The 26063-nt window shown below is 45.7% G+C and carries 26 protein-coding genes; 10 read left to right on the top strand and 16 right to left on the bottom strand.

The genetic code is table 11. The annotated features are described in order from the left end of the window. Positions 1-48: 48 nt before the first annotated feature. The 6 genes from IE104_RS00850 (at position 49) to IE104_RS00825 (ending at position 3586) form a co-directional block, all read left to right on the top strand. Complete coding sequence (locus IE104_RS00850) at positions 49-456, top strand: DUF6896 domain-containing protein (protein ID WP_189415164.1); 408 nt, start codon at positions 49-51, stop codon at positions 454-456. A gap of 180 nt (positions 457-636) precedes the next feature. Beyond that, complete coding sequence (locus tag IE104_RS00845) at positions 637-1398, top strand: endonuclease/exonuclease/phosphatase family protein (protein ID WP_189415162.1); 762 nt, start codon at positions 637-639, stop codon at positions 1396-1398. 295 nt (positions 1399-1693) lie between these two features. Continuing rightward, positions 1694-2119, top strand: coding sequence for an SRPBCC family protein (locus tag IE104_RS00840; protein ID WP_189415160.1), 426 nt, complete (start codon positions 1694-1696; stop codon positions 2117-2119). A 162-nt stretch (positions 2120-2281) separates the two neighbouring features. Beyond that, positions 2282-2767, top strand: a complete 486-nt coding sequence (locus IE104_RS00835) for an SRPBCC family protein (RefSeq protein WP_189415158.1) — start codon at positions 2282-2284, stop codon at positions 2765-2767. Between the two features lie 2 nt (positions 2768-2769). Next, positions 2770-3243 (top strand): SRPBCC family protein, encoded by a 474-nt coding sequence (locus IE104_RS00830; RefSeq protein ID WP_189415155.1) that lies wholly within the window; start codon positions 2770-2772, stop codon positions 3241-3243. Then, on the top strand, positions 3227-3586 hold the full coding sequence (locus IE104_RS00825; RefSeq protein ID WP_189415153.1) for an ArsR/SmtB family transcription factor: 360 nt from the start codon (positions 3227-3229) through the stop codon (positions 3584-3586). The genes IE104_RS00830 and IE104_RS00825 overlap by 17 nt, the downstream gene beginning before the upstream one ends. A gap of 45 nt (positions 3587-3631) precedes the next feature. Here IE104_RS00825 and IE104_RS00820 read toward each other — a convergent pair whose 3' ends face one another. From IE104_RS00820 to IE104_RS00810, 3 genes are all read right to left on the bottom strand, one after another. Beyond that, positions 3632-5383, bottom strand: a complete 1752-nt coding sequence (locus IE104_RS00820; protein WP_189415151.1) for a sensor domain-containing diguanylate cyclase — start codon at positions 5381-5383, stop codon at positions 3632-3634. Between the two features lie 109 nt (positions 5384-5492). Then, positions 5493-5687 (bottom strand): Thivi_2564 family membrane protein, encoded by a 195-nt coding sequence (locus IE104_RS00815; RefSeq protein ID WP_189415149.1) that lies wholly within the window; start codon positions 5685-5687, stop codon positions 5493-5495. Between the two features lie 195 nt (positions 5688-5882). Further along, entirely contained in the window at positions 5883-8069 is a 2187-nt protein-coding gene (locus tag IE104_RS00810; protein ID WP_189415147.1) for a putative bifunctional diguanylate cyclase/phosphodiesterase, read from the bottom strand. Positions 8070-8478: 409 nt separating this feature from the next. Here IE104_RS00810 and IE104_RS00805 point away from each other — a divergent pair, with 409 nt between their 5' ends. The 3 genes from IE104_RS00805 (at position 8479) to IE104_RS00795 (ending at position 10754) form a co-directional block, all read left to right on the top strand. Further along, complete coding sequence (locus IE104_RS00805; RefSeq protein ID WP_189415146.1) at positions 8479-8844, top strand: hypothetical protein; 366 nt, start codon at positions 8479-8481, stop codon at positions 8842-8844. Between the two features lie 71 nt (positions 8845-8915). Beyond that, on the top strand, positions 8916-10199 hold the full coding sequence (locus IE104_RS00800; RefSeq protein WP_189415144.1) for an MFS transporter: 1284 nt from the start codon (positions 8916-8918) through the stop codon (positions 10197-10199). Positions 10200-10217: 18 nt separating this feature from the next. Further along, positions 10218-10754, top strand: coding sequence for a DUF924 family protein (locus IE104_RS00795; RefSeq protein ID WP_189415142.1), 537 nt, complete (start codon positions 10218-10220; stop codon positions 10752-10754). A gap of 50 nt (positions 10755-10804) precedes the next feature. Here the strand turns inward: IE104_RS00795 and IE104_RS00790 are convergent, their stop codons facing one another. Then, positions 10805-11911, bottom strand: a complete 1107-nt coding sequence (locus IE104_RS00790; RefSeq protein ID WP_189415140.1) for an outer membrane beta-barrel protein — start codon at positions 11909-11911, stop codon at positions 10805-10807. 228 nt (positions 11912-12139) lie between these two features. Here IE104_RS00790 and nhaA point away from each other — a divergent pair, with 228 nt between their 5' ends. After that, positions 12140-13354, top strand: coding sequence for a Na+/H+ antiporter NhaA (gene nhaA / locus IE104_RS00785; RefSeq protein ID WP_189415138.1), 1215 nt, complete (start codon positions 12140-12142; stop codon positions 13352-13354). Positions 13355-13377: 23 nt separating this feature from the next. Here nhaA and IE104_RS00780 read toward each other — a convergent pair whose 3' ends face one another. From IE104_RS00780 to mrdA, 12 genes are all read right to left on the bottom strand, one after another. After that, positions 13378-13731 carry a YdbL family probable chaperone protein gene (locus IE104_RS00780; RefSeq protein ID WP_189415136.1) on the bottom strand — a complete coding sequence of 118 codons (354 nt, stop codon included), beginning with the start codon at positions 13729-13731 and terminating at the stop codon, positions 13378-13380. Positions 13732-13746: 15 nt separating this feature from the next. Next, on the bottom strand, positions 13747-13932 hold the full coding sequence (locus IE104_RS00775) for a YnbE family lipoprotein (protein WP_189415134.1): 186 nt from the start codon (positions 13930-13932) through the stop codon (positions 13747-13749). Between the two features lie 44 nt (positions 13933-13976). After that, positions 13977-16616 (bottom strand): intermembrane phospholipid transport YdbH family protein, encoded by a 2640-nt coding sequence (locus IE104_RS00770; RefSeq protein WP_189415132.1) that lies wholly within the window; start codon positions 16614-16616, stop codon positions 13977-13979. 94 nt (positions 16617-16710) lie between these two features. Beyond that, entirely contained in the window at positions 16711-17253 is a 543-nt protein-coding gene (locus tag IE104_RS00765) for a GNAT family N-acetyltransferase (protein ID WP_189415130.1), read from the bottom strand. A gap of 68 nt (positions 17254-17321) precedes the next feature. Continuing rightward, the gene (lipA, locus tag IE104_RS00760; protein WP_189415128.1) at positions 17322-18350 is read right to left on the bottom strand and encodes a lipoyl synthase; all 1029 of its coding nucleotides are present in this window, start codon (positions 18348-18350) and stop codon (positions 17322-17324) included. Between the two features lie 55 nt (positions 18351-18405). Continuing rightward, positions 18406-19065 (bottom strand): lipoyl(octanoyl) transferase LipB, encoded by a 660-nt coding sequence (gene lipB, locus IE104_RS00755; RefSeq protein WP_189415126.1) that lies wholly within the window; start codon positions 19063-19065, stop codon positions 18406-18408. A 1-nt stretch (position 19066) separates the two neighbouring features. After that, on the bottom strand, positions 19067-19342 hold the full coding sequence (locus tag IE104_RS00750; protein ID WP_189415124.1) for a YbeD family protein: 276 nt from the start codon (positions 19340-19342) through the stop codon (positions 19067-19069). Positions 19343-19416: 74 nt separating this feature from the next. Beyond that, the gene (locus tag IE104_RS00745; protein ID WP_189415122.1) at positions 19417-20655 is read right to left on the bottom strand and encodes a D-alanyl-D-alanine carboxypeptidase family protein; all 1239 of its coding nucleotides are present in this window, start codon (positions 20653-20655) and stop codon (positions 19417-19419) included. 93 nt (positions 20656-20748) lie between these two features. Beyond that, on the bottom strand, positions 20749-21693 hold the full coding sequence (locus IE104_RS00740; protein ID WP_308429250.1) for a septal ring lytic transglycosylase RlpA family protein: 945 nt from the start codon (positions 21691-21693) through the stop codon (positions 20749-20751). Continuing rightward, on the bottom strand, positions 21693-22688 hold the full coding sequence (gene mltB, locus IE104_RS00735) for a lytic murein transglycosylase B (RefSeq protein WP_189415120.1): 996 nt from the start codon (positions 22686-22688) through the stop codon (positions 21693-21695). The genes IE104_RS00740 and mltB overlap by 1 nt, the downstream gene beginning before the upstream one ends. Positions 22689-22733: 45 nt before the next feature. Beyond that, complete coding sequence (rodA, locus tag IE104_RS00730; protein WP_189415118.1) at positions 22734-23888, bottom strand: rod shape-determining protein RodA; 1155 nt, start codon at positions 23886-23888, stop codon at positions 22734-22736. A 33-nt stretch (positions 23889-23921) separates the two neighbouring features. Continuing rightward, the gene (mrdA, locus tag IE104_RS00725; protein ID WP_189415116.1) at positions 23922-25988 is read right to left on the bottom strand and encodes a penicillin-binding protein 2; all 2067 of its coding nucleotides are present in this window, start codon (positions 25986-25988) and stop codon (positions 23922-23924) included. Positions 25989-26063: the final 75 nt, after the last annotated feature.

Below are 26063 nucleotides of genomic sequence, written 5' to 3'. Positions count from 1 at the left end.
CACAAAACCGCAACTTAAAAACTGCCGCTTAGCTCGGCGTTATGCAATATGAATGAAAAACTGAAATTGCTAATTGAAAGTTATTTGTCTGCCGTCAATGAAGCTATTGAGCTTTTGGATGCTTCAGGCATTGCATTACCAAAGAGTAATATGGAATGGGCTGCGTCTGGTATTAGCCTGCAGGGTGAATTAAAAGGTGGAGTAAAATATTTTAAGCATGGTTATGGTTGCGCGGTTCGTTTATCGTCTGGTCCAGTTGACTTCGATTTTGGGGCTAATGGTGAATATAATGGTTTTGATGAATGGAGGCTTTGCGGATTTTTACAGAGTTCAAAATCACCTACGACTTTTAAAAGCGAGTCAGAGTTAAAGCAAGAATTTCGCCATGCAATTGAAAATGGTGAGTTAATTTTTTCTGGGTACATTTTATATTTCCTCTCGGGAAAAAATGCATAACAAGCGACTGTGGTAAAAAATCAATACCTGTAACGCAAATTTAGTTAGCTTGCTACCTCTACGATTTCATTCATCTTCACTACTGGAATTAAAAAAATGTGTTTACGCCCAGCAGTCATTGTATGCAGTTTACTTCTTGGTTTATTCAGCCAACTTTCCCACGCAAATGACGTGAATGTTATGACATTTAACCTGCGTGTCCCTGTTGACCCTTTTCCTAATGATTGGAACTCTCGCCTACCTCGCGTCGCTACCATTATTAAAACTCACAATCCCGATGTTTTAGGTGTGCAGGAAGCTACACCTGAAATTATTGCTGATTTAAAAAAAGCATTTCCTGAGTATGATGTGATTGGGCGTGGGCGTAATGTGGATGAAGGTGGTGAAGGAACGCAGATCTTTTATAAGAAAGATCGATTTACTTTGGATAAACGAGATCACGGCACCTTGCAAATGTCACCTACACCGAATGTTGCGGGCTCGAATGGTTGGGCTATGCAATGGCCGCGTATTTTTACTTGGGTTCATTTACAAGATAAAAAAACCAAGAAGTTTATTTATGTTTTTAATACGCACTTTCCCTTAAAACCACATGAGCGCGATTTATCGGCAGAACTATTGGCGAAGACTATTGCTGAGCGAAAATATAAAAAGCATGCTGCGATACTGACAGGTGACTTCAATGCTTGTGAAGATGAAGCTTCGATGAAATATCTGCTCGGTCAAAATGGTTCGCCAATCGCTACGAAAGATACCTATCATCAACTTCATCCAGATGATAAGGCAGGAACCTTTCACGCGTTTGGCACTACCGAAACCTGCAAGATTGATTACATTTACACATTGGGAAAAATTGAACCGCTGGAATCAACCATTATCAAAGAGCGTGAAAACTTCGCGTCAGATCATTACGCGGTAACCGCAAAAATAGGTTTTAAATAATTCGAGCCGAAAAAATATTATTTCTGCCCTGCACAACCAGGGGAAATGCTATGGCTAAACAACCCGAATTTACCAAATACCTTTCTTTGGATGATTGGTTTCGCACGCAACCAACATCTGTCAAGAAATTGACCCTATAGGCGTAGAATTGGATATTAACATTCGTACGATTACGCTACGCTAATCGTACCTACGAGCTGGTCGTCCTATGGGTTTGCTGCACAACTATTTCATAAAGTTGAAAAATAATGCTAGCTTGGCTGACCTTATGCCAATAAAAGTTTTTGGAGATTACATGAAAATATCTGATTCAAATGTCAACATTGTTGCGCCTGCACAGAAAGTTTGGCTAGCGCTAACCGTACCTGAACTGGTCAAGCAATGGCAGTATGGATCTGATTTATTAACGACATGGGAGCCAGGAACTTCGATCATTTTTCGCAATGAATGGGAGGGGCAGGTTTTTGAGCAGAAGGGTACAGTCCTTGAATTCACTCCGACATCGCGCTTGAAGTATTCATTATTCTTCCCCCACCCCAACCTGCAAGATATTCCAGAACATTACTTCTTCATGACCTACGAGTTGAAGGAAGTTGATGGAATCACATCGCTCCTTATCCGCCAAGAAGATCCACGCCCGCTTCCCTCTGACGATGGCAATAATGATGGCCCTGATGTTCTCTCTTACCTAAAGGAACTGGTTGAAGTCAAAATGCGTTAATCGACCAAGCATTAGTCCAATAGATTACTGGCCTTGGATACCAAACAGCGCTCTTAACATTCCACCTCCTCCAGCCCTTAAATGCAACCAAATTGTTGCATTTATTACTCAATAGTCGCATACTCCAAAACACAACCATTTGGTTGCACATAGGAGAATATTATGAATCACTATCAACAAAGCTTTATTTGTAAGACTACCCCCGCCAAGGTTTACGATGCACTTACCAGCCTGCAAGGGCTACAGGGCTGGTGGACACAGGAATGCACGGGCTCGACTACTGCGGGTGGTACACTCCACTTTCGTTTTGGTAATAGCTACAAAGACATGCGTATTGAATCGCTTGAGCCTAACCGTGAGGTGCGCTGGCTATGCACCCTTGCTCACATTGAGCACGAGCGGCTGACACGCAAGGACGAATGGGTGGGAACCCAGATTGTCTTTCGACTAACGCCAGACGGAAGCGCGCATACGCGTGTAGATTTCGATCACATCGGCCTGGTTCCCGGTTTTGAGTGCTACGACTTGTGCAAGAACGGTTGGAATTACTTTTTGAAAAGCCTGCAAAGTTACACCGAAACGGGCGAAGGTACGCCTTTTGAGAGCGGCAATAATTGCGAAGAAAAAACTGCAATGGGGAGCAGATAGCGATGAGTACGACATCTGAAACAGATCGCATTGAGCGCAGCATATTGGTCAATGCACCGCGCGAGCGCGTATGGCGCGCGCTCACAACGGCAGAAAATTTCGGCACCTGGTTTGGTGTAAATCTTAAAGACCAGACATTCGCTGCCGGTCAACGCACACGCGGACTCATGGACGCCAGTTGTGGGCATGAAGATGTGTGGTTTGATATTATTGTTGAACGCATCGATCCACAGGATTTATTTTCATACCGCTGGAATCCTTACCCGGTAGACCTCACAATTGATTACTCAGTCGAGGAGCCGACATTGGTGACTTTTACACTAAAAGATGCGCCCGACAAAAGCACCCTGATCACGGTTGTAGAATCCGGTTTCGATAAGATTCCATCAAACCGCCGCATGGAAGCCTTCCGCATGCACACCAATGGTTGGGAAGCACAACTCAAAAATGTAGCCAATTATGCCAACACTCACTAATGCGGGCTTGCCCGCTATTATTAATTCCAGCACAGCGCTTGCAAATGTTTTTGCTGCGCTGGGTGACCCAACTCGACTTAAATTAGTTGCCGTGCTTTGCATGGGCGGAGCATTTTCAATTGCTCAATTAACGGCAAATACCGATATAAGTCGCCAAGGCGTTACCAAACATTTGCAAGTGCTGGCGGATGCAGGCGTAGTTCAGCACGTAAAAATGGGGAGAGAAAGGCTATGGCAACTTGATCCCCAGCAAATTGCCGAAGCCAAGTTAACGCTAGAGGCTATAGGTAAAGAATGGGAGCAAGCTTTAGGACGACTCAAACTATTTGCGGAAGCTAATTAATCTTACGCGTGAATAGACGCGTGAAATTATTTATGAATCGATTATTTAATCCGCACAGATAAAACGGTTTCGCCCGGCGTGTTTGGCTTCATAAAGCGCCTTGTCTGCCCGTGACAGCAAGCTATCTGCGGTATCACCCGCGTTGAGCGTCGCTATACCAATTGAACATGTTTGAAAAAAATTAAAATTTTCAAATTGGATTAATTGATTTTCACATTGGCTTCTAATGCGCTCCGCCACTTCACAGGCTTGCACCTTATCTGCATCTGTTAGCAGCACGGCAAATTCTTCACCACCTATTCGTCCCACACAATCATACTGGCGCACAGCATCGGCGCAAATTTTTGCCATGGTTATAATCGCTTGGTCACCTACAGGGTGGCCGTATTTATCGTTGATCCGTTTAAACTCATCTATATCAATAATCAACAATGAAAGCCGAACAAGCTCCACATTATTAACTGACAGGGAATTATTCCTACGCTGTGCGCGGCTAATTTCATCCTGCAAACGTGCGCGAAAAAAACGGCGATTGCTAATACCCGTTAATGCATCAGTTACACTCAGCTCATAGAGTTCATCGGTTAAAAGCGCGAGATTTTTATTCGCTTCTGACAACGCATTTAAATGGGCGATGCGATGTTGATTGTGATTTAAGTTGCGCTCAATCATTAATATCAATAACAAGCCCAACACAACAATAATTCCGGCCAGCTTCCAGGAGTTGTAATAGCTGGCGATAGCTGGCTCCACGTTATCCAAAATAAAAATATGGAAATCCCCACCCTCCACTTTTACGTGACCGAGCATATAAGTTTTTCCCTGGAATTTTATAAACGGAAAATCACCAAAGGGAAGTACAACTTGATCCAGGTTCAAATTCTCCATTTTGTCGCGATGATAAATACTCTGATATTGTGTTAAATCTAACGACGGAAAAAATTCGGAACCGACATAACTATAAACGAGTTCCGGCTGTGAACTGCTTAAGATGACGCCGTCGCTACCGGTGATAAATGTGAGTGATTTTTGGTGGTTAAGAAATCCAAGAATTTGTTTTATTTCCTGGCGCACAACAACCGCCCCAAGGAATTCATTATCTTTCTTGATTGCTGTGGAGAAAAAAAACGAAGGCACAGGCAGCACGCGACCAATTGCAAATTGACGGCCACTGCCTTCATCTCGTGCCTTTAAATAATAATCCCGCGCGCGATAATTAACACCGATGCAACCATTCGCTTGGGTAAAACGACTTGAACCCACACAATATCCCGCCGAGTCCAGCAATAATACTTGGTATAAATCAACACTGTGAGCTAGCTGTTCAAAAAGCAGATTTACCGTATTGGCTCCCAGTAATTTTAAAATTGCCTCGTAGCGCTCTTTATCAGGAAGATCTTTATATTCGTTGGAATGACGATTGGTAAATTCAGCGAGTTTTATAACAGACTGATCGAACGACAAGGTTTTTGATAATTGTTCGGCCCGATATAAATTTTGCGATAGCGCATCCAGTAAATGCCCAACCTCGCCCTCAACATAATTGCTGGAGGAATTGAGACTTTCCTTGAGTTGTTCCTGAATTAAATAATGACTCACCAGTAAGGCACTAACCAACCATACAAGGGCGAACATAATTGCAAATAACTGCAAAGCACGGAAAAAACGAAGTTTTGGGGGGTTAACACTGTCGGACTGACTTAATGCAGACATGCTTTCCAAGCGTACAAGTGCAGTATTCCCGGAAATAGCTGATTTTCCAGAACCGGGCGCCTTGTTTTCAGGATCGGATACCATTGCCGCTGAGCGTTCCTGCTTGAATGAGTCTAACTTCAAGCTTAGCAGTTTATCGCCGTATTACCTCATGCTGCCTTTACTCGATAGGCAGCATGAGACAGACCGGCTCTCAGGTAAATTTAATATGCGGCAAATAGCTGCTCGGCAATATACCGGCAAAGGACAAAATAATCAGAATTAATAGAACGATAAACAGCACACGTACGATTTGTGCGACGGGCGACGGCAGCGGCAACATACTTACCAGCCACCATATCAATCCAAATACAACGAGATAGGCAATGAGATTAATAATGGTATCCATGTTATCTCCTTACAAGTAAATAGGTTTTAAACATAGGAACTTGCGAAATTCCCTCACAGCTTAAAGTTGTTTATTTACTCAGGCCGTACGCTAACGAACATAGACAAAGCGTGACGAAAATCGATGAAGAAAAGCGATTAACAATGTGCTCCCGCAAAATTTAGAAAGTAAAACAAAAATGCGATCCAGACCAAACTATGCACGCACTTTTGTATTTACATTTATTCCTAGCAACATTTCAAATTGGCGAGCAGTCATGGGTTTTCCGAATAGATAACCCTGGCCTTCGTCGCATCTTTCGCGTTGCAAATAATTTTTTTCGGCTTCGGTTTCTATACCTTCGGCAATAGTTTCCAAATCGAAGCTGCGTGCCATATCCAGAATCGCGCGAATTACTGACGCATCGCGCTTGGAATTTAAAATACCGCGGACAAAAGATTGGTCGATTTTAATACGCGTTAAGGGATAGGTTTTTAACAAACTCAAAGACGCATAACCAGTGCCAAAATCATCAAAGGCAATACCGACTCCGTGTTTGTGCAAGCGATCAAGAATTTCCAACACTATGTCGTCATTGTCCAGTACGATATTTTCTGTAACTTCTAATTCAAGTGCTTCCGGTGGAAGCCCATGACGATCCAGTATTTCAATAACCTCCGTTGCCAAATCGCCCACACGAAATTGCGCACTGCAAAGATTTATTCCTATACGAAAATTGGGCGCGCCATTACGACGCCAATAAGACGCTTGCCCACAGGCTTCATTGAGCACCCATGAACCTACAGTTGCCGCAAGAGTTCCCCCTTCCAACGCGGGTAAGAATGCAGCAGGAGCAAGCAATCCGCGCTCTGGATGACGCCAACGTATTAATGCCTCTGCACCGGTGATAGCACCTGACATTAAATTTATTTGCGGCTGATAAAATATTAAAAACTCGCCTTCATCCACGGCTCTGTGTAATTCCAACCCATAACGACGTCGGGCCATGGCGTCCATGCGTAAGGCAGGTACAAATAAAAATAATCGACCGCGGCCAATACTTTTTGCTTTAAAAAGTGCGAGATCAGCATTACTCACCAACTCCAAAGCTTCTTGTGCTTGTGAAGGGGCCAGGGCAACACCACAGCTCGCAGCTACACGTACAGTATGAGCATCAATTGTTATGGGGCGCGCAATATCATCAATGGCCTCTGCCGCAATATTCAACGCGGCTTGAGGATCATTTAATCCTGTTAATAAAATTGCAAATTCATCGCCGCCGATGCGGGCAACCAAATCACTTTTTTCAACAACACGCTCAAGTCGCCTTGCGACCTCACACAGAATTGCATCGCCCAAGGTATGCCCCAAGGTATCGTTAACGTCCTTGAAGCCATCGAGATCAATCATGAGCACTGTAGCCGCGGTAGAATTCACTAAAGTCTCTTCTACACTGCGATAAAATTTACCGCGATTTGCAAGTCCTGTGAGAGCATCGAGATTAGCTTGTTGACGCAGCTCTTCCTCTTCTTGCGCCTGCTGCGTTAAATCTTTAAGCACTGCTTCGAATTTCATGGCATCGCCATCGCGCCAACCAAACAGGGAAAAACCAAAAAGAAAGCTGCTGCCATCTTTACGACGTCCGCTCATTTTTGGCGGCACGTGAATCGCATCGAGAGATTGCGCAGCAATGGCCTGCTTCGTTAAATCGAGAAAGGTGGCGCGTTCGGATTGCGCCAGAAGCGCATCAAATTTCAATCCGTTTTTTTCCTGGGTTTTGTAACCGAGCGACTGAGCTGCGACTTGATTCCACTCAATAATATTCAAATTCTCGTCAAACCAAACGACTGGCGTATTTGAACTGCCGGCGTATTCATCAAAGCTTGGACGCGAACGCTCGGTTGCCACTTCTATGCGGCGTAGCTCCAGACGATCCGAAGCCATCTTGGCCAACTCTAATAACCGCTGACAATCTTCTTGAGTAAAATCGTGATGCGGCTTTCCATCAATCACACATAAAGCGCCGAGCGCATGACCGTCAGGAGAAAAAAGCGGTGCTCCGGCATAAAAGCGCAAATTGGCATCGCCTGTGACAAGTGGATTATCGTGAAAACGTACATCGAGGGTTGCATCGGGCACCACCATAACGTCGGATTGGTTGATAGCGTGTGCGCAAAAAGAAACATCACGTCGCATATCAACTTCGCCCACTCCAACACTAGCTGCAAAAAACACATGATCACTGCCAATCATATTGACTGCGGCAACCGGCATATCAAACATGCGCGATGCAATGCGCACAACCGGGTCGAGACTGCGGATCATTTGCTCGTTATCAAACCCGTAATCGGTAAGGGCTTTCAAACGCTCCGCCTCGTTTGGAAAAATTGCAGGGCAATGCATCACCACGTCCTCATGTTGAATTTCGCAAATACAGCCTTTGGATAAAACCTCTAAAATAATTAGAACAATTTTGAAATTCGGTTATCTGCGCCACACAGGTCCTACTATTAATGCGAAATGTGATCCCTGCAAACAAATTAGCGCGCCACTGTTGCTGGTTGAAAAATGCGACTAAAATAGAAGCCTTTACACATTCATACTAAATTATTTTTCGCACAGCTCAAATAACTGTTGCGCTTTTTAAATAAAAACCTGATGCGTAATAAGGTGTAATGTTTTAATCACGATTTTTGTGTTAGGCGCAATCAGCTGGTGCTATTTATGCCTACGCAAAACGGGTAGTATTGAGAAAACACATAGCACTGAAAGATGCACACCATCAATTATTTTTAGCACGGGATTTCCACTTATGCTCGACAAAATGAAAGATTTAGGATCGCAAGCAGCCAATAAAGCGACAGATGCGCTGGGCGGCATTTCCTCCACGATTAAAGATGGCGTTGGTTCTTTTTCAACAGCAGCTAGTTCCATGACTGAATCGCTAAATGAAAAAGCAGTTCGGGCCTCCACTGCCCAAGCCTATCGAATTTTGGAAATTGCTATAGAAGAATTAAAAGATAGACCTTTATCAACTAACCCAATATCGCTAACGGCTAGCATAAACATAGGTATAGCCGCGTTGGAAATGCAGATTCATTTACCACCACAAACTGGCGTAAGCGGTGAAAGGGAACTCATAGTGGTAGACATTCCTCAAGATGAAACTGAAAAGTAATTTATTAAAATAAATTTTACCTTATGTAAACTCTAGCGTTTAGCAGAATAACTCAATACAAGGCTAATTTAATGACGCGAGACTTATCCAAAAATTCTAGCTGCTTTATTATTTTCTCTGTTTTTTTTACCGCCCGCGCCTACTACCCCGTACTGGCTATTTTATTTTTAGATCTTGGTTTAACGCTGGATCAATTTGTATTTTTGAATCTTATCTGGGCAGCAACCATTTTTATTTTTGAGGTTCCGTCCGGCGCTCTGGCAGATACTATCGGCAGGCGAAAATTATTAATTACAGCATCTGTTTTAATGATTGTAGAAATGTTGTGTTTACTGCTAGCACCACGTGACGGTGGATCGACCTTATTTTTACTTTGCGTGCTTAATCGAATATGTTCCGGACTTTCGGAAGCTTGCGCTAGCGGTGCAGACGAAGCCTTAGCTTACGATTCCCTTGATGAAAAAAATCGCACGGCAGCCTGGGATAGCTTACTCGCCAATACTATGCGTTGGCGCTCGGTAGGATTTGTTATTGCTATGATTCTCGGCGGTCTGCTTTATGATCCGCGTGCCATTAATTTTTGTCTTCCCGCAAGCTGGCAATTATCCGCCGAAACTGTGCACAGATTCCCCGTAGCACTGGTGTTGTGCCAAGCCTTTGTCTGTTTAATTTTTACCTTGCGCATGGTTGAACCCACTCACTCGACCGCTGGATCAACAATAAGGCATGCGATTGGATTAACCCTATCAACGGCGCGCTGGGCGTTTACTCACCCTAGAGTGCTGGTGGTCATTTTAATCGGCGTTGCAATTGATTCCATCGTTCGCAACTTCGCAACCATTAACAGCAGCTATTACCGGCTGATAAATTTGCCTGAATGGACTTATGGTTTTATAGGTGCGGCCTTGGGCCTTCTAGGCATATTTATTCCGGGCATCGCTAAAAAATTAAATGAGCGTTACAGCATGCTGGCAAATTTGTTGTTTATAGCTCTAGGTTCATTATTGGGTCTTGCTCTGCTGGTTCCTGCATGGCCATTGTGGGGAATTTTTCCGGTCATGTTTTTAATGACAATTATGGGCTTCCTCGGTTTTACACTTAGCCGTGTACTTCATCAGGAAGCGGAATCTTCGCGCAGAGCCACTGTACTCTCCGTTAAAGGCTTGGTGTTTAATTTAGGTTATGGTTTATTTAGTCTCGGGTTTTCCTATTTGCTGGCCAGTTTTTCAGAGCAGCAAGGTGGTGAGGCATTACCTAAAGCTTTAACCTGGCAGGTGCCTTATTTTGCGGTATTAATATTGGTGTTATTTACCTGGGCGTATTTTCATTTAAAACGCAAAAACCAAGTTTATTAGTAAGGGATGCGGAGCTCTATGTATACAGACATTTTAAAATTTTGGTTTGAAGATATAGACCAATCGAAATGGTGGGTAAAAGATGCGGAGCTCGACAAAACCATAATCGAAAAATTTTCGTCAATTCATTCAGCAGCAACCAGGGGCGAGTTGTTTGAATGGAGAATTACACCCAAGGGCAGGCTCGCCGAAATTATTGTGCTAGACCAGTTCTCGCGCAATATGTTTAGGGATTCAGCCCAAGCTTTTTCTTATGATGCTATCGCCTTGGTACTCGCTCAGGAAGCTGTGGCCGCCGGTGCAGATAAATTGTTAACGCCATCTGAAGCTATGTTTATGTATTTGCCTTTTATGCATAGCGAATCTTTAACAATCCATGAGCATGCACTCGAACTTTTTAGCGCAAAAGGTATGGAAGATACGCTGGACTTTGAGTTAAAGCATAAAATTATTATTGAAAAATTTGGTCGATACCCTCATCGCAATAAAGTGCTTGGAAGAGTTTCAACTCCCGAGGAAATTAAATTTTTAACGCAACCTAATTCTTCCTTTTGATAAAAAAATGGGTGCAGTAAGCACCCATTTTTTTATTCCGATAACAATAATTAAGGCTGTACTTGACGGACAATCTTCACTTCGTCAATTTCTACACGACGATTAGGCGCAAGACACTTAATCAAAGCCGCCTTGTTTTTATCGTCACACTGCACAATTGGATCAGCCTCGCCTTTGCCTTCAATCACCAAACGTTCACCAGCAACACCTTGGCCAATGATGTAATCCTTAACGGCTTGCGCGCGACGCTCAGACAATTTTTGGTTGTATTCGTCAGAACCTAAACGATCTGTATAACCGGTAATAACAATTTTTTCCGGTGCGCCAGGGCCCTTGATAACAGTTGCAATTTCTTGCAATTTTGGTTGGGGAACATTGACAGCTGCACTATCAAACGTAAATAGCTCAGTTGCTGACAAGGTATATTTTTCAAACTTGGGTGCTGGTGGTGGCGGTGCAACCACTGGCGCTGGTGCAGGTGGAGCAATCACAACTGGCGCTGGTGGCGGGGTTGGTGAGCCAAAGCGATACACCAAACCTACTGAATACATATTTGCATCAGCCATTTGGCTTACACCATCGTCAAAACGGTAGCGCTCTGCTTCTACGCGCATTGCCCAGTTGTAATTAAAGTTGTATTGCAAACCTAAACCTGCTTTTCCGTTTAAATCACGATCCTTTTCGCTGGTTTGAGCCAAGGCAAAGCCTGTGCTACCAAAATTGTTTTGAGCTTCGGCATAATTCGCGCCTACACGCGCAAAACCTGACAATTTTTCGGTCAAGGGAACTGATAAAACTAAATCCAGATTAATACCGCGCAATTCCAATTTGCCGCTTAGACTTCCTGCAGGCGATGCAACATTTGTGAAATTAAATTCACCCAAATCGAAGTAACCACCTTCAAGCGCCACGTAGGGGTTTAACTTATACCCTGCGTACAACTTATAGCCATGATCCGTATCATCAAGGCTATTCAAAGTGCTTGTAACACCTAGTGGAACCAGTTTATCGGCCTGCCGCTCCACATCCAGATCGCTCTCGGTTTCACCGATGTTACCACCGAGGTACCAGCCCGATTCATCTGCTGTTGCGTATGATGCGGCAGCAGCGGCAACTAATGCACAGGCTAAAAGATTTGATGCTTTTGTAAATTTCATGTGTGTATCCTCTCAATATTTTTTAGACACTCAAAAACCTGCAATACCCATCTGCATGGATTGCGCACATGATGCAAGTTTCTGCGGATATTACTAACAGGTGACATTCGTCTCTGTTCGCTAGCCCACTTCGAGACGAAATGGTAACAAGGGAATCTATGCAGTTATAATTCCCGAACTGCTTTACTGACAAAGCTGGTACAACAGCAATGATTCACAGGAATTAAAATGGCCCCCACCACAAGTGCGCTGTCAAAAACATTTATGCAATTCTTTGACTCGGAAAAGGCGAGCGGAATTATCTTAATTATTTGCACAATTGTTTCGCTCGCGATTGCCAATTCACTTTACGGACACGCTTATCTTGAGCTTTGGCACACCTATGTGGCTGGCTTAAGTGTTGAACACTGGGTAAATGATGGGCTCATGGCGATTTTCTTTTTACTGATTGGCCTTGAACTCAAACGCGAACTTTATGTTGGCGAGCTCTCTAACTTCAAAAATGCACTCTTGCCTATAGTTGCGGCAGCAGGTGGTGTATGTGTACCGGCGGGAATTCATTTTGCACTAAATTCAGGTACTCAAACCCAAGCGGGCATTGGCATTCCTATGGCTACGGATATAGCATTTGCATTAGGGGCGCTTGCGCTTTTGGGCAACCGGGTTCCCGCTAGTTTAAAAGTTTTTCTTGCTGCACTTGCGGTCATGGATGATTTGGCAGCGATTGTAGTGATCGCCGTTTTTTACACTGCGAAACTTTCGTTTTTTTATCTTACCGTCGCCGCGTGTATGTTCGGCCTCTTGTGCCTCGTTAATCGTGTATTTCGTGTCATGTCCCTTTTTCCTTATTTAGTAGGCGGCGCCATCATGTGGTATTGCATGTTGCAATCAGGAATCCACTCAACTATCGCCGGTGTTTTGCTTGCACTCGCCATTCCCTTTTCAGCGAAAGACGATGACTCAGCGAAAGATGAGGACTCAGAAAAAGACGATGATGAGGAATCGCCCTCCTATCGTTTGGAACACATACTTCACAAGCCCGTGGCATTTATTATTTTGCCAATTTTCGCACTGGCTAATACCGGAATAATTATTGCTGCAAACTGGTCACACGAATTAGCGAGCAACAATAGTATGGGAATTATGGCGGGTTTAATTGTTGGAAAACCGCTTGGCATTACACTTGTTAGTTTTCTCGCCGTGGCAATAGGTGTCTGTAAATTACCAGCAGGGCTAGATTGGAAACATATTTTTGGTGCAGGATTATTGGGTGGAATTGGTTTTACCATGTCTATTTTTATTACCAATCTGGCGTTTACCGGCAATGCAAATGAAATCACCGCATCCAAAATTGCTGTATTACTTGCATCACTAATTGCAGGCGTTCTTGGTTATTTGTGGTTGAGATTCCTGGCAACTGAAACCGAAAGCCAGCTGCCGTAAAGACAGCTAGCTCAAGGTAAAAGCTAAGGCTTTTTCGCCCACTTCTGATTAACTTGAATATATTGGCCTGACTGGGTTTTCTCAATTGCTTTTTGTCCTGCCATTGCCTGTACATCGGCAAGCGCAATATTATTATCCTTAGCCAAGCGTTGATATTGCGCCAAGCGCGCCTCGTTTATAAGTTTCACTATTTCATCTGCATTGCCAGAATTAGTGACCACACCCAGGTAGCCATCTGGTTTTTCCCCCACCAAGCCTTGGGCTTTTACATCGCCCAAGCTACTCATAGCCTGTTGCAATGTCATCGCCATTAAGGGCAAAGAAATGACCAATAATGCAGCGCACAAAACCGGTTTTATTAACTTAAATATTTTCATAGTAGTTCCTCCGAATTAAAACAAGCCGCTGGATTTGCTAAAAAGGTCATCCAACTGTTTATCTACTTTGATATAAATTTCATGCTCAATTTTTACGTTGAGATTAATATTGATAGGTTCTTTGGGCACAGCTAATTGCACGGTGGGTGTACAGGCAATTATCAAGGTGCAAAAAAGAATACAAATCCCTCGAGTAATCATAAATAGTGCCTCTTGCTAAATAAAATTTAAACCACGTTGAAATCTTACTTTTTAATAGAGATTACTGTTGACTCAGGCTTCCGTTGCAAATATTCCTGTAAACGTTTTTTAATAACATCATTAACTTTACTGCTAAGTTGAATACTGGCGAGCATTGCCGGTATATCTTCCTCAAAATTGATGTTGAAGTTAATAGGGCGGCCTTTTTCCAACTTTGGATTTTTACCTTCCAGCCTGACCGATAAAAGCAGTTTGCCTGTTTCATCGTAATTAACTTCGCTCACTAGTACCGAATATTGAAAATCATTTAATGCTTCTGTTAGTAATTTCATACTGGGTTGGCTTTTTGCCAACTCGGTAGCGCGCGCTGATTGGTATTTAAGCTTTCCCCCCGGCGACTCCGCAGCAACTGTGCCTTTGGAAATCCGAATGCCCTTTTTGCTGATTTCTATAGGAATACTACCTGAGAGTTGGCCGCTACCTGAAAGTTCACTGGTAGGATACTGTTGCAAAAGGCTGGTCAAATTGAGCTGATGGAGAGTCACAACTAATTTTTGTTCGGGGCGACTAAAATCGAAATCCTGTTTTGGCGTACTGACTTTGCCCTGCACGACAACACCATTAAAATATTCTAAAGCCAATTTTCCTTCCGTCGGCTTTTCCCAAGTTGCTTGATAATTTCCTGCTGCTTGCAGTGGACCAAATATAAATCCTTTGTTGACCTGATTAACTTTAATGTCGTTCGTCACGATTTTTAGGTGGTTATCCGCTGTGTTTATAGTTGCTTTGGTATTGATTCCGTCAAAAGCTGTTGTATCGTAAATACCTGCGACATCTTGCACATTTAGAAAGCTATTACTTTTTTTCAAGCTCTTGTTTTCAAGATCAAACTCAAAGCTTCCGTGCGCGTCAAGTTTTCCACGAGCGAGCGACAACAGAGGTGGCCAAGCTCTTAAGGTATCGGCAAAAGGATTAGCCGCTAATAGAAAAATGTCTGCCAACTTCCATTCCACATTGAGTTGCAATGATTTTACTGAAACGCTGTGATTCATACTAAACGCAGAACCTATCGATAAATCGCCTTTAACATCCAAATTGCTAACAAAGCCTTTAGCTTTTCCTTGCCAGCGCCAGGAATTTTCTTTGAGTTGCGCGTGCGATAATTTATCTACACTTATAATTGCATCACTATCTATCGCAAGTTCTGGCCACACAACAGCTCCCTGAACAACCTTGCCTGCAACGCTGAATTTATTTGCTATTATCCGGACAGATTTTGCAATCAGGGTGAGCGATTTGATATTTGCATCAGCGGAGATTTGACCAGGTTCAGTGAGGTTGAATGAAAAGCTTTCCGGTTGCCAGTAACCGACAGCCTGTAAATTAACGTTGATATTTTTTAATTCATCATCAGCGTAGGGTTTTAATTGGTTAGCTTTCGCCGTTAATAAAAAACGATCTACAATAATTTTTTTAGCAAAAACATCCGCCACCATATGGCCTGAAAATTTCCCAGCAAGATTACCTTGGCTATCACCAAAGAATTCTATAGGCAACGCCGCTAAGCTTGCGCCAGCTTCTACCTTTGAATGCAAGTTAATATGCAGCTTATCTGCAGAGATACCAAAGTTTTGCCAGGCATCCGGTAGGTTTAATTGCTCTGCATTAATATCTGCAGAAACCGCATAGCGATTAAGTTGACCGGCAGTCATTTCTATATCGACCGTTGTTTGGCCAGAAAATTGACCCAAAGGCGGAATCTTAAATGGTTGCGGAATTTTTACATCCAAGAACCAGCGACCGGTAGTGGCTTTGGAATACTGAGCGAGATCTGCGTTAACAGGCATATTAAGCAATGGCGTTAGAGAAACTTGCCAATCACTTTCCACACTTAAAGTAGCTGCGACTGCACTATTTACCTGATTCAAATCTGGTGTAGCTTTTATCCCCCAGGACGTTAAATGAGGTAACCACCAATTATCAAGATAAGATCCTGAACCGCTTAATTTTCCCAGCCAATAAATTTCGGTTTTTTTTACAAGATGTGTTGAGAGTTGGATATCTATATTTTTATCGAGCACTACATTTGCATTCAGTTTAGGAAGATTATTTTCAACACTATAATTAGCCGTCATTCGCAACTGATGCTGTGAATCAAGTTGATCGCCGGGGCTTGCAATTAAAGTTGCCGTTATTTTTTCCTTTTCAGCAAGTGCATCAGCCTTCGCTGTTATGCGGCAAACACCCGCTGCACAAGGTTGTTTTAGCACTAATTCGCGAATATGAATTTGCCTGGGTAAAAATTCTGGTGCACGCCAATTCTCGGGAAGTTTGAATGCAGCGGGTACTGCCTTTGCCTCCGCCGCACTATTTTTTGCGGAGCGAGTTAAACCATTAAGAACAACTTGTTCAATAGTTAGCGTATTCAGCTGCGGAATAAAATTTTGCCATTCCCAATCCATGTGCAACTTACGAACTTGAACAACATATGGAAATGATTGGGATGAGTAAACAAAAGATAATTGAGAGAGCTGCACACCGTGCACATTAAGACTTTCGATTTGGTAGTGCAGATCATCTACGGAAGATGCTTTTAATACGCGATTAAATTGCCATACTCCAGCAATGATTAACACTGCTAGAAAAACAATAACCGCCGTTATTATTGAAAGCCGTTTGCGCATAATGTCTATCATCTTCAGTAACTGGAATGATAATAAACCTAATGAGCGCCCCGTACGGAATTAGATTGGGGCGTGTAGCGCGCTTTTATTCGAATTAGCCATTAACTGCAAAATCGTTTGCCTGTTCAGCTAATGCAATCCGCATAACATTTACCTGGCGTCCGCCCAAACGAGTTTTGCGGACAACTTCCCACGCGCGCTTTTGGTAGTAATCAGTGAACTCCGCCGCTGACAACCATAACTCATTAGCTCCAAATTCTTGCGAGTACTTTTTGGCGGCTTCTATAAGCAGATTTCCAAACCCTTGCCGGCGTTTTTCGGTCATAACATACAGGTTGCTAAGCCACACAGTTGCTGAGTTTGGCGGAATTAAAACGCTGCTGTCTGTGCGGTAGGTATAGTTCACGAGGCTGACGCAACCCACTAATTCTTCGCCTTCCAATGCGATTATGGTCTTGGGGAGAGCGCTGTGTTGCACATGTAGCAGCAGGCGTTGTTGCCGTATTGATAAGCTGGATTGCAAGCCCTGACGCTCACATTCCTGATGATGCCACGCGGCGACCTGGGCAAAATGCTCGGGGGCGTGTTGAAGGAGTTGAACTTTAATCTCTGGTTTTTTAATCACTGTATCAACCAAAAAAATAGGCTCCTAAAGCATAGCTTCCATAGAAACTATTTTTTGGAGCCTATTTTTATTATCGCGAACTAAAGGCTTTTTGCTGGTAGCAAATTGCTAATATCTTCGCCATGGGCCTGTTTATCAGCATGATAGGAAGAGCGCACTAATGGGCCGCAGGCAGCGTGTTTAAAGCCCATTTCTTCCGCAAGACGCGTGTACTCAGCGAACTCATCGGGATGCACATAGCGCTCTACCGGCAAGTGATCTTTGGAAGGTTGTAGATATTGGCCGATGGTGAGCATGTCGATATCGTGATCACGCATATGCTGCATGACTTCGATAATTTCTTCTTTGGTTTCGCCAAGGCCAACCATCAAGCCGGATTTGGTTAGTACGTCGGGACGGCGAGCTTTGTATTGCTTCAGCAGTTCCAACGACCAATTGTAATTAGCGCCGGGACGCGCCTGGCGATACAAACGGCTAACGGTTTCCATATTGTGGTTGAATACATCTGGAGCTTCTTGTTCAAGAATATCCAATGCGATTTCCATACGACCACGGAAATCCGGTACCAATACTTCTACTTGTAATTTGGGGCTGAGTGTACGGGCTTCGCGAATACAATCGGCAAAATGTTGGGCACCACCATCGCGCAGGTCGTCGCGGTCTACCGAGGTAATTACCACGTATTTCAAATGCATTTCCGCAATGGCTTCTGCGAGTTTGCGCGGCTCTTCAACATCTAATGGATTGGGTTTACCGTGGCCGACATCGCAGAATGGGCAGCGACGGGTGCAGATATCACCCATGATCATAAAGGTCGCAGTACCACCGCTAAAGCACTCACCCAGATTTGGGCAGTTAGCTTCTTCGCACACAGAGGAAAGTTTGTTCTTACGCAGGATACTCTTGATGCGATCTACTTCGGGCGATGCAGGAATACGCACGCGAATCCAATCCGGTTTGCGTTGGATATCTGCACGGTCACTCGCGATAACTTTAACCGGAATACGCTCAACCTTGTCGGCATCGCGCAGCTTTTCGCCTTGCTTGTGACGCTCGGTACGTTTGACCGGTTGCAGTTCCTGAATTTGAACGATGGGTAGATCAGACATAAGAAGCTCTTTGCGTGTTTTCAGCTCGCGGAAGCACGGCGCGAGCCGAGGGGAATTACGTGGCGCGCATTGTACAGGTTTCGTAACCTAATTTCTGCGCAAATTGGATAACAAGTTGTTCTTGTACATCTTCTATCAGCGGCGGATTCGGCAACAGATCTTGCATTTGGGTCATAGCCAAGCCTTGGTAACCGCAGGGATTGATCCGCAAAAACGGCGACAAATCCATAGCCACATTCAACGCCAAGCCATGGAAACTACAGCCGCGGCGCACGCGCAAGCCGAGCGAGGCAATCTTATCTACACGGCCTTGGGTGTTCACGTAAACACCGGGAGCATCCGGCTTGGGGAAGGCTTCGATATGGTAATGAGCGAGCGATGCCACAAGAGTTTGTTCGATAGCCGTCACCAGCTCGCGCACCCCCATTTTCAGGCGGCGCAAATCCAGCAAAGGATAGGCAACCAATTGGCCCGGACCATGGTAAGTCACCTGGCCACCGCGATCTGATTGCACCACGGGGATATCGCCCGGAACCAATAGATGCTCAGCTTTACCGGCCTGCCCCTGGGTGAAAACGGGTGGATGTTGCACCAACCACAGCTGGTCATTTGTTTCTGCAGTGCGGGTATTGGTGAACTCGGTCATCGCCGCCCATACCTGCTCATAAGGCCGCAAGCCGAGATGACTGACTTCCAGAACAGGCTGTGCGACCAACTTACATCACCATTTTGATTTTTTTGCTGATACGCAAATCGGTGTGGATTGCAGTCAACTGCTCAATGCCCGTTGCGGTAATCCACACAGTCACAGACTGGAAGCGACCTTTACTGGATTGATTGATAGTGACCCGCGTTTCATCAAAGCCAGGAGCATGGCGCTCCATAACGGTTAACACCAGCGCATGCATTTCAGAGTCGGCGTCACCCAGTACTTTGATGGGGTAATTTTCGCAGGGAAATTCGATTTTGGGGGGCTGTTGTTCGTCAGACATGGGGTACTCCGGGAGGGCGGCTTAGCCACCCTCGACCATATTCATCGCACTAACTTAATTGAAGATACCGCGACTTAACTAAAAAGACCGCGGAAAAAGAGTTTGATCTTGTCCCACATACGAGCAAAGAAACTGGCTTCTTCTACAGGCTGTAAGGCTACCAGTGGCTGGGTATTGATGACTTTGCCATCCAGCTCAATGGTAAGGCTACCTAACTCCTGACCGGCCAAAATCGGTGCATTGATCGTTTCGTTTACGTGTACGTTGGCTTTCACGTTATCCAAATGGCCGCGCGGCAGGGTCATGCGAACATCTTTCGGCAAGCCGAGCACAACTTCCGGTGCCTTACCTGACCACACACGAGCTTTGGTGATTTCGGTGTTGGCTTTGTAAAGGCTTACGGTTTCAAAATAGCGGAAGCCGTAAGCAAGTAATTTCTGGGTTTCTTCTGCACGAGCGTTGTCGCTCTTGGTGCCTAATACCACAGCAATTAAGCGCGTGCCTTCACGCTTGGAAGAAGCTACCAAGCAGTATCCCGCTTCTTCGGTGTGGCCGGTTTTCAAACCATCAACCGTTGGGTCGAGGTACAACAACTTATTGCGGTTAGGCTGGCGAATGTTGTTGTACTTGAATTCTTTTTCCGCATAGAGCGGGTAGTGTTGCGGATGGTTGTAAATGACCGCACGCGCTAAAACCGCTAAATCGCGGGCTGTGGTGTAGTGTTCAGGAGCAGGCAAACCAGCCGCGTTTTGGTAATGGGTGGATTTCATGCCCAATTCCAACGCTTTTTTATTCATTAGATCAACGAAGGCATCTTCATTGCCGCCAACGTATTCGGCCAAGGCCACGGTTGCATCGTTACCGGACTGGATAATTTCACCGCGCAACAAATCGATTACCGAAACCTGGGTGCCCTCTTTCACATACATGCGTGAACCTTCCATTTTCCAGGCTTTAACGCTGATGTTCACCATATTAGTTTCATTGATACGGCCACGGATCAACTCATCGATAACCAGATAACTGGACATCATTTTGGTCAAGCTAGCTGGTGGCAAGCGTTGGTCGGCATTGTTCTGCGCTAGCACTTCCCCTGTCTCGCCATCAATCAGAATGTAACCTGTTGCCGCTAAGGCCGGTGCTTCAGGAATAGAGACGGTAGGTGCTGGAGTTGCGCCGGCTGGAGCGGCTTGCCCGGGAGTTGGTGTAGGTGCTGGCGTGGCAGCAACTACGCTCAAGCTCACCAATAACGCGGCGCAGCTTAAGGATTTGATAAGACCAGAAGTCTTGCTAAAGGAAGTCACTTTAAACATAAGAAATCACTTAAAAAATTGCTAAAAATAAGAGTCAGCTGGAAAGCCTAAAATAATTGTGCGGAATTGTAACACCGCTAATTCAATAATTACTTACTGATAAACAACATGGCTTTGCAAAATATCGATTTTTTGCAGCTGATCGCGTGCATTTTGCATACTTTGCGCGTCAGCGAAGGGGCCAACACGCACCCGGTACAACTTGTTAGGTGCAGCCGCTGTACTTATAACGACAGGATAGCTCAAGGCTTTACGCACACTGTTGGCGAACTGTTTAGCCGATGATTCCACACCAAAGGCGGCTATTTGCAAATAAGTGCCCTCAGGCACCTTATTGTCATGAGACGCAATTCCAGCCTCTGCCTTAGTCACAATACCAGCCTCTTTTGCACTGGCGGTCAGCTCGGTTTTGCGGGTGCGCAAAGGTGGGCGCGGGTCGCCGTCGGGCACCACAATTTCCACTTCAACATTACCGGTACCCAAACGGGTAATGCCCAAACGCTGGGCAGCGGCATAGCTCAAATCAATAATTCGGCCATCGTGAAAGGGGCCACGATCATTAATACGTACAACAACACTTTTACCATTATCCAGGTTGGTAACGCGCACGTAGGAAGGAATCGGCAAAGTTTTGTGTGCTCCGGTCATGGAGAACATATCGTAAAGCTCACCGTTCGAGGTGCGCTCGCCGTTGAACTTATAACCGTACCAAGAGGCTTTGCCGCGTTCGGTGTAAGCGCGCTCGTCATCCATTAGATAATAAGTTTTGCCTAGCACGGTGTAGGGGTTCTTATTGCCGGCAATAGTGCGGCTTTCATAGCGCGGCACGGCGTCAGGAATATGGGACATATCGATTTCTTTGTCCGGCCCCCAATCCTTATCTTTACCTTGGTAACGCCCACCGGAAGACGACGAAGACGAACCGCCGGAGTCCGTTTTTTTCGGCGTGTTGGAACAAGCATTTAGCAGCGCCAACATCGCCAGTAAAAAACCAAGACCCGCCCAATTCAGCTTGCCCTTAGCCCTCACCTTTCGCACTAGATTTTCCCCATATCAAGCTTAATGGCTTGGCTTAACTGGTAAACCGCCATGGCGTACATGGGGCTGCGGTTGTAACGGGTGATGGTGTAAAAATTCTGCAAGCCAAACCAGTATTCCGCACCATTAGAGCCTTCAAACTGAAAGGCAATGACACGCGTCGTTGGGGGTAACCACGAAATAGGATTAATGCCCTGCGCGCGCCATTGGTCGATGGTCAGACTCGGCGGCACTATGCTGTTCAGGGTCGACGCCTGCATATTGTCTGCCGCGTGAGCTTCCACAGTCACAGGCTCACCGGTTTTCCAACCGTGCTCTTTAAAGTAGTTGGCGACACTGCCAATCGCATCCGCAGGTGTTTTCCAAATATCGGTAAAACCATCTCCGCTAAAATCTACCGCCCATTTGCGATAGCTGGATGGCATAAATTGGCCATAGCCCATAGCACCGGCGTAAGAGCCTTTAAAATCCAGCGGATTGTGTTTTTGCTCGCGCGCCAATAAAAGATAGTTTTCCAACTCTGAGCGGAAAAACGGCGAGCGCGGCGGGTAATCAAACGCCAGGGTAGAAAGCGCATCTATAACGTTGTAATTACCCATGATGCGACCATAGCTGGTCTCTACGCCGATTATCGCCACGATAATTTCGGCGGGAACACCAAACTCTTTTTCTGCGCGTGCAAGTTCAGCGCTGTTCTCCCGCCAGAATTTCACACCGCTCTCCACACGAGCAGGCATAAGAAAAATTGGCCGATATTCTTTCCAGGTTTTGGAGGCTTCCGCAGGGCGAGAAATAGCATCCAGGATCGCTTGCTTTTTCTCGGCTTTTTCAAACCATGAATTTAACTCTGCACGGGTGAAACCGTTTTTTGAAACCATTTCAGCAATGAATTTTTTTGCTTCCGGATGCTGGGTATAGTCCGCCTGACAAGGCATAACGCTCGCCATAAAGACCAATGAACACAACCCAGTTACTTTAGAAAACCGCTTAATCATCGAATACCCACGCTGTTTCGCTAGAATTACATCCACAATGTCATCTCATTTCTGCGGGTTCATAACCCGTTTTTGTTCAGTCGCTATAGCCATTAGGATTCCAAAACCGGACATAAGTGCCACAATTGCAGTTCCGCCTTGGCTAATAAAAGGTAAAGGCACGCCCACCACGGGTACAATGCCCGCTACCATACCCATATTTACAAACACATACACGAAAAAGGTAGTGGAAATACTGGCTGCCAATAGTCGACCAAAATTGTCCTGCGCGTTGATGGCAATGTGCATGCCGCGCGCGATGACCAGAATGTAGGCAAGGATTAACAGGATCACCCCCAGCAAACCAAACTCTTCCGACATTACCGCAATAATAAAATCTGTATGGCCTTCCGGCAAAAAATCCAAGCGCGATTGAGTACCTTCCAACCAACCCTTACCGTGCAAACCGCCTGAGCCAATGGCCGTTTTGGATTGAATAATATTCCAGCCCGCACCCAGAGGATCGCTTTCGGGGTCAAACAACATCAACACGCGTTTTTGCTGGTAGTCGTGCATCATGTAATGCCAGATAGGCCAAAGGCTAGCGCCCGCGAGCGCAACGGCTGCGCCTATGTACCACCATTGCAACCCCGCATAAAACAACACCACCATACCCGAGGCAAGCACCAGAATCGCAGTCCCCATATCAGGCTGTTTATTGATAAGCGCGGTGGGCACAATAATGATGAGCAGTGCTATAACAATATGTAGGAAGCGCGGCGGCAAATACTGGCGGCTCAGGAACGCCGCTACCGTAAGCGGCATAGCCAACTTCATAATTTCCGACGGTTGAAAGCGAATTCCCCCAACTCCTAACCAGCGTTGGGCGCCTTTAGCGCCAATACCGACCACTAAAACCAGCACTAATAAAACTACACCAACAGCGTACATCCAGGGCGCGATGCGACGCATAAAATCGACAGGCACCTGCGCAATAACAAACATGGCTGTAAACGCAATAGCAAAAAAACTGCCCTGCTTTTGAATCGCCAAGATGCTACTGCTGCTCGCGCTGTAGAGCACAACCATACCGAAACCGGCCAACCCCAGCAGCAAAAACAGCAGCACAAAATCTATGTGGAAGCGCTGGGCGATGCGGTATGAGCGGCTAAATTCATACCCGGTTTTGGGCATGCGCCGTAAAAAATCCTGATTACCCATGATGACAATACCTGGTGATGTCGACTGCGCGGATCATTGTGCACCTCTTCTGGCTGAACTGGCGCTAGCCGAACTTACAACAGAACTCGTGCTCGCGGAACTTACATTAACGTCATCCGGTAGCGGTTCTTGCGGGTCATCCACGTGTGACTCCAACTCGCTCGGCTCCGGTGGAGGCAGCACTTCTTGCGGTTTGGCCTCGGGGAAGCCTACAGGTTGCCCCAAGCCAACAAAAATTCCGCGCAAATAACCATCAAACAGACGACGTGCTAACAAACTGGGGTTTTCAGATGATTTAAGGTGATCGTCATTTTCCAGAATGATGGCAATGGCAAGCTTGGGATCATCCGCAGGTGCAAAGCCCACAAATAATACGTGATCGCGCTGGGCGACTTTGAGAGTACCAATTTTGTATTTGGCGTCCTGGGCGATGTTCACTACCTGCGCAGTACCCGACTTGGCAGCAATGCGGTAATCCGCACCCATGCCCAAATGGTACTTGCGAAAGGTGGCTAGGCCGCCGCCGTAAACCGCATCTTCCATGCCTTCAAATACGGCATCCCAATGCTCTTTTTTGATTTCAATGTGATCCTCAAGGATCGGCTTGGTATCAACACCATCAACCGCTTTCACTAAACGGGGGCGATAGCGATCCCCGCGGCTAGCGATGGTCGATACCATCACCGCTAACTGCAAAGGCGTAACCGAAACATAGCCCTGGCCGATACCGATACTCACGTTATCGCCCGGATACCAGGGCTGCTTGTACTTGGTGCGCTTCCATTCACGCGATGGCCAAATCCCCGGACGCTCGTTGGGAATATCGATACCCGTGCGTGCACCCAAGCCAAAGTGACGACCAAAGGGGTAGATGTTGTCCACACCCATGCGCCACGCGAGCTCATAAAAATAAGTATCGCAGGATTCAGCAATCGCTTTTTTAAGGGCGACGCTGCCATGACCACCACCCAAGCCTGGTGTATTCAAGGTCCAATCGCGGTATCTGTGTGAGCTGCCGCCCAAGGTAAAATAGCCTGGATCGCTAATAGCGCGATTCACATCGGTAAAGCCCAAATGCAATCCCGCCAAGCCCATTAAAGGTTTGATGGTAGAGCCAGACGGAAATTGCCCCTGCACAAAGCGGTTGATCAAGGGCGTTTCAGGAGATTCGTTAAGCGCTTTGTAATCCGCAAAACTAATACCGGTTACGAACAGGTTGGGATCAAAGCCCGGGTTACTTACCGCCGTCACCACCGCGCCCGTTTTGACTTCAATCGCCACGACCGAACCACGGCGCCCGGCCAAAGTGGTTTCCGCCTGCTGCTGCATTTTTAAATCGAGGTTGAGCGTAACGTTCTTGCCGGGCGTAGGATCAATACGATCCAGCACGCGAATTTCACGGCCGCGCGCGTTAGTCTCTACGTTTTTACTGCCAACCTGGCCGAGCAACTCGCTTTCATAGCTGGCTTCAATACCTGACTTACCGATGGAGTGCGTACCGCTATAAAGACGCGCTTGTTCTTCGGTGAATTTTTCCAAATCCGATTCGCTGATACGGCTCACGTACCCAATCGTGTGAGCGAAGGCATCGCCAAAGGGATAATAACGAACCAGCTCCGCGTCCACCTGAACACCTTCAAGACGGTATTCATTCACCGCAAGCCGAGCAATTTCCTCTTCGGTCAAACGGTAGCGCAGTGGAATAGGTTCGAGCGGATGGATCTGTTGTTTTTTTAACTTGTAGAATTTTTCCAAATCAGCAGGCGTGATTTCAACCAGGGTACGCAACACGTTTAAGGTTGCATCCAAATCCATGGTTTTGTTGACCACCAACGAAAGCGTAAAGCTCGCGCGGTTGTCGGCCAACACTTCGCCATTACGGTCGTAAATAATGCCGCGCGTAGGCGGAATTGGCTCCACATGCACGCGGTTGTGTTCAGATTGGGTGGCGTATTCGAGGTAATTAACAATCTGCAAACTGTAATAGCGGTAAATTAACACGCAGAACAGCAGGGCCATCACGCTCACCATCACGCCCAAACGGAATTTAAATATCCGCATTTCACGCTGGTGATCTTTAAAGTGATGGTTCTCAAACATGCGGGGAATAACTCAATTAATTTGTTATAGCTGCGCGACTTTCGTATGACGGCATTAATCGGGCAATGTAATTTT

The sequence above is a fragment of the Cellvibrio zantedeschiae genome (assembly GCF_014652535.1).
Taxonomy (GTDB): Bacteria; Pseudomonadota; Gammaproteobacteria; order Pseudomonadales; family Cellvibrionaceae; genus Cellvibrio; species Cellvibrio zantedeschiae.
The sequence above is the reverse complement of the archived record's forward strand: the minus strand, read 5'-3'. Positions and strand labels throughout refer to the sequence as shown.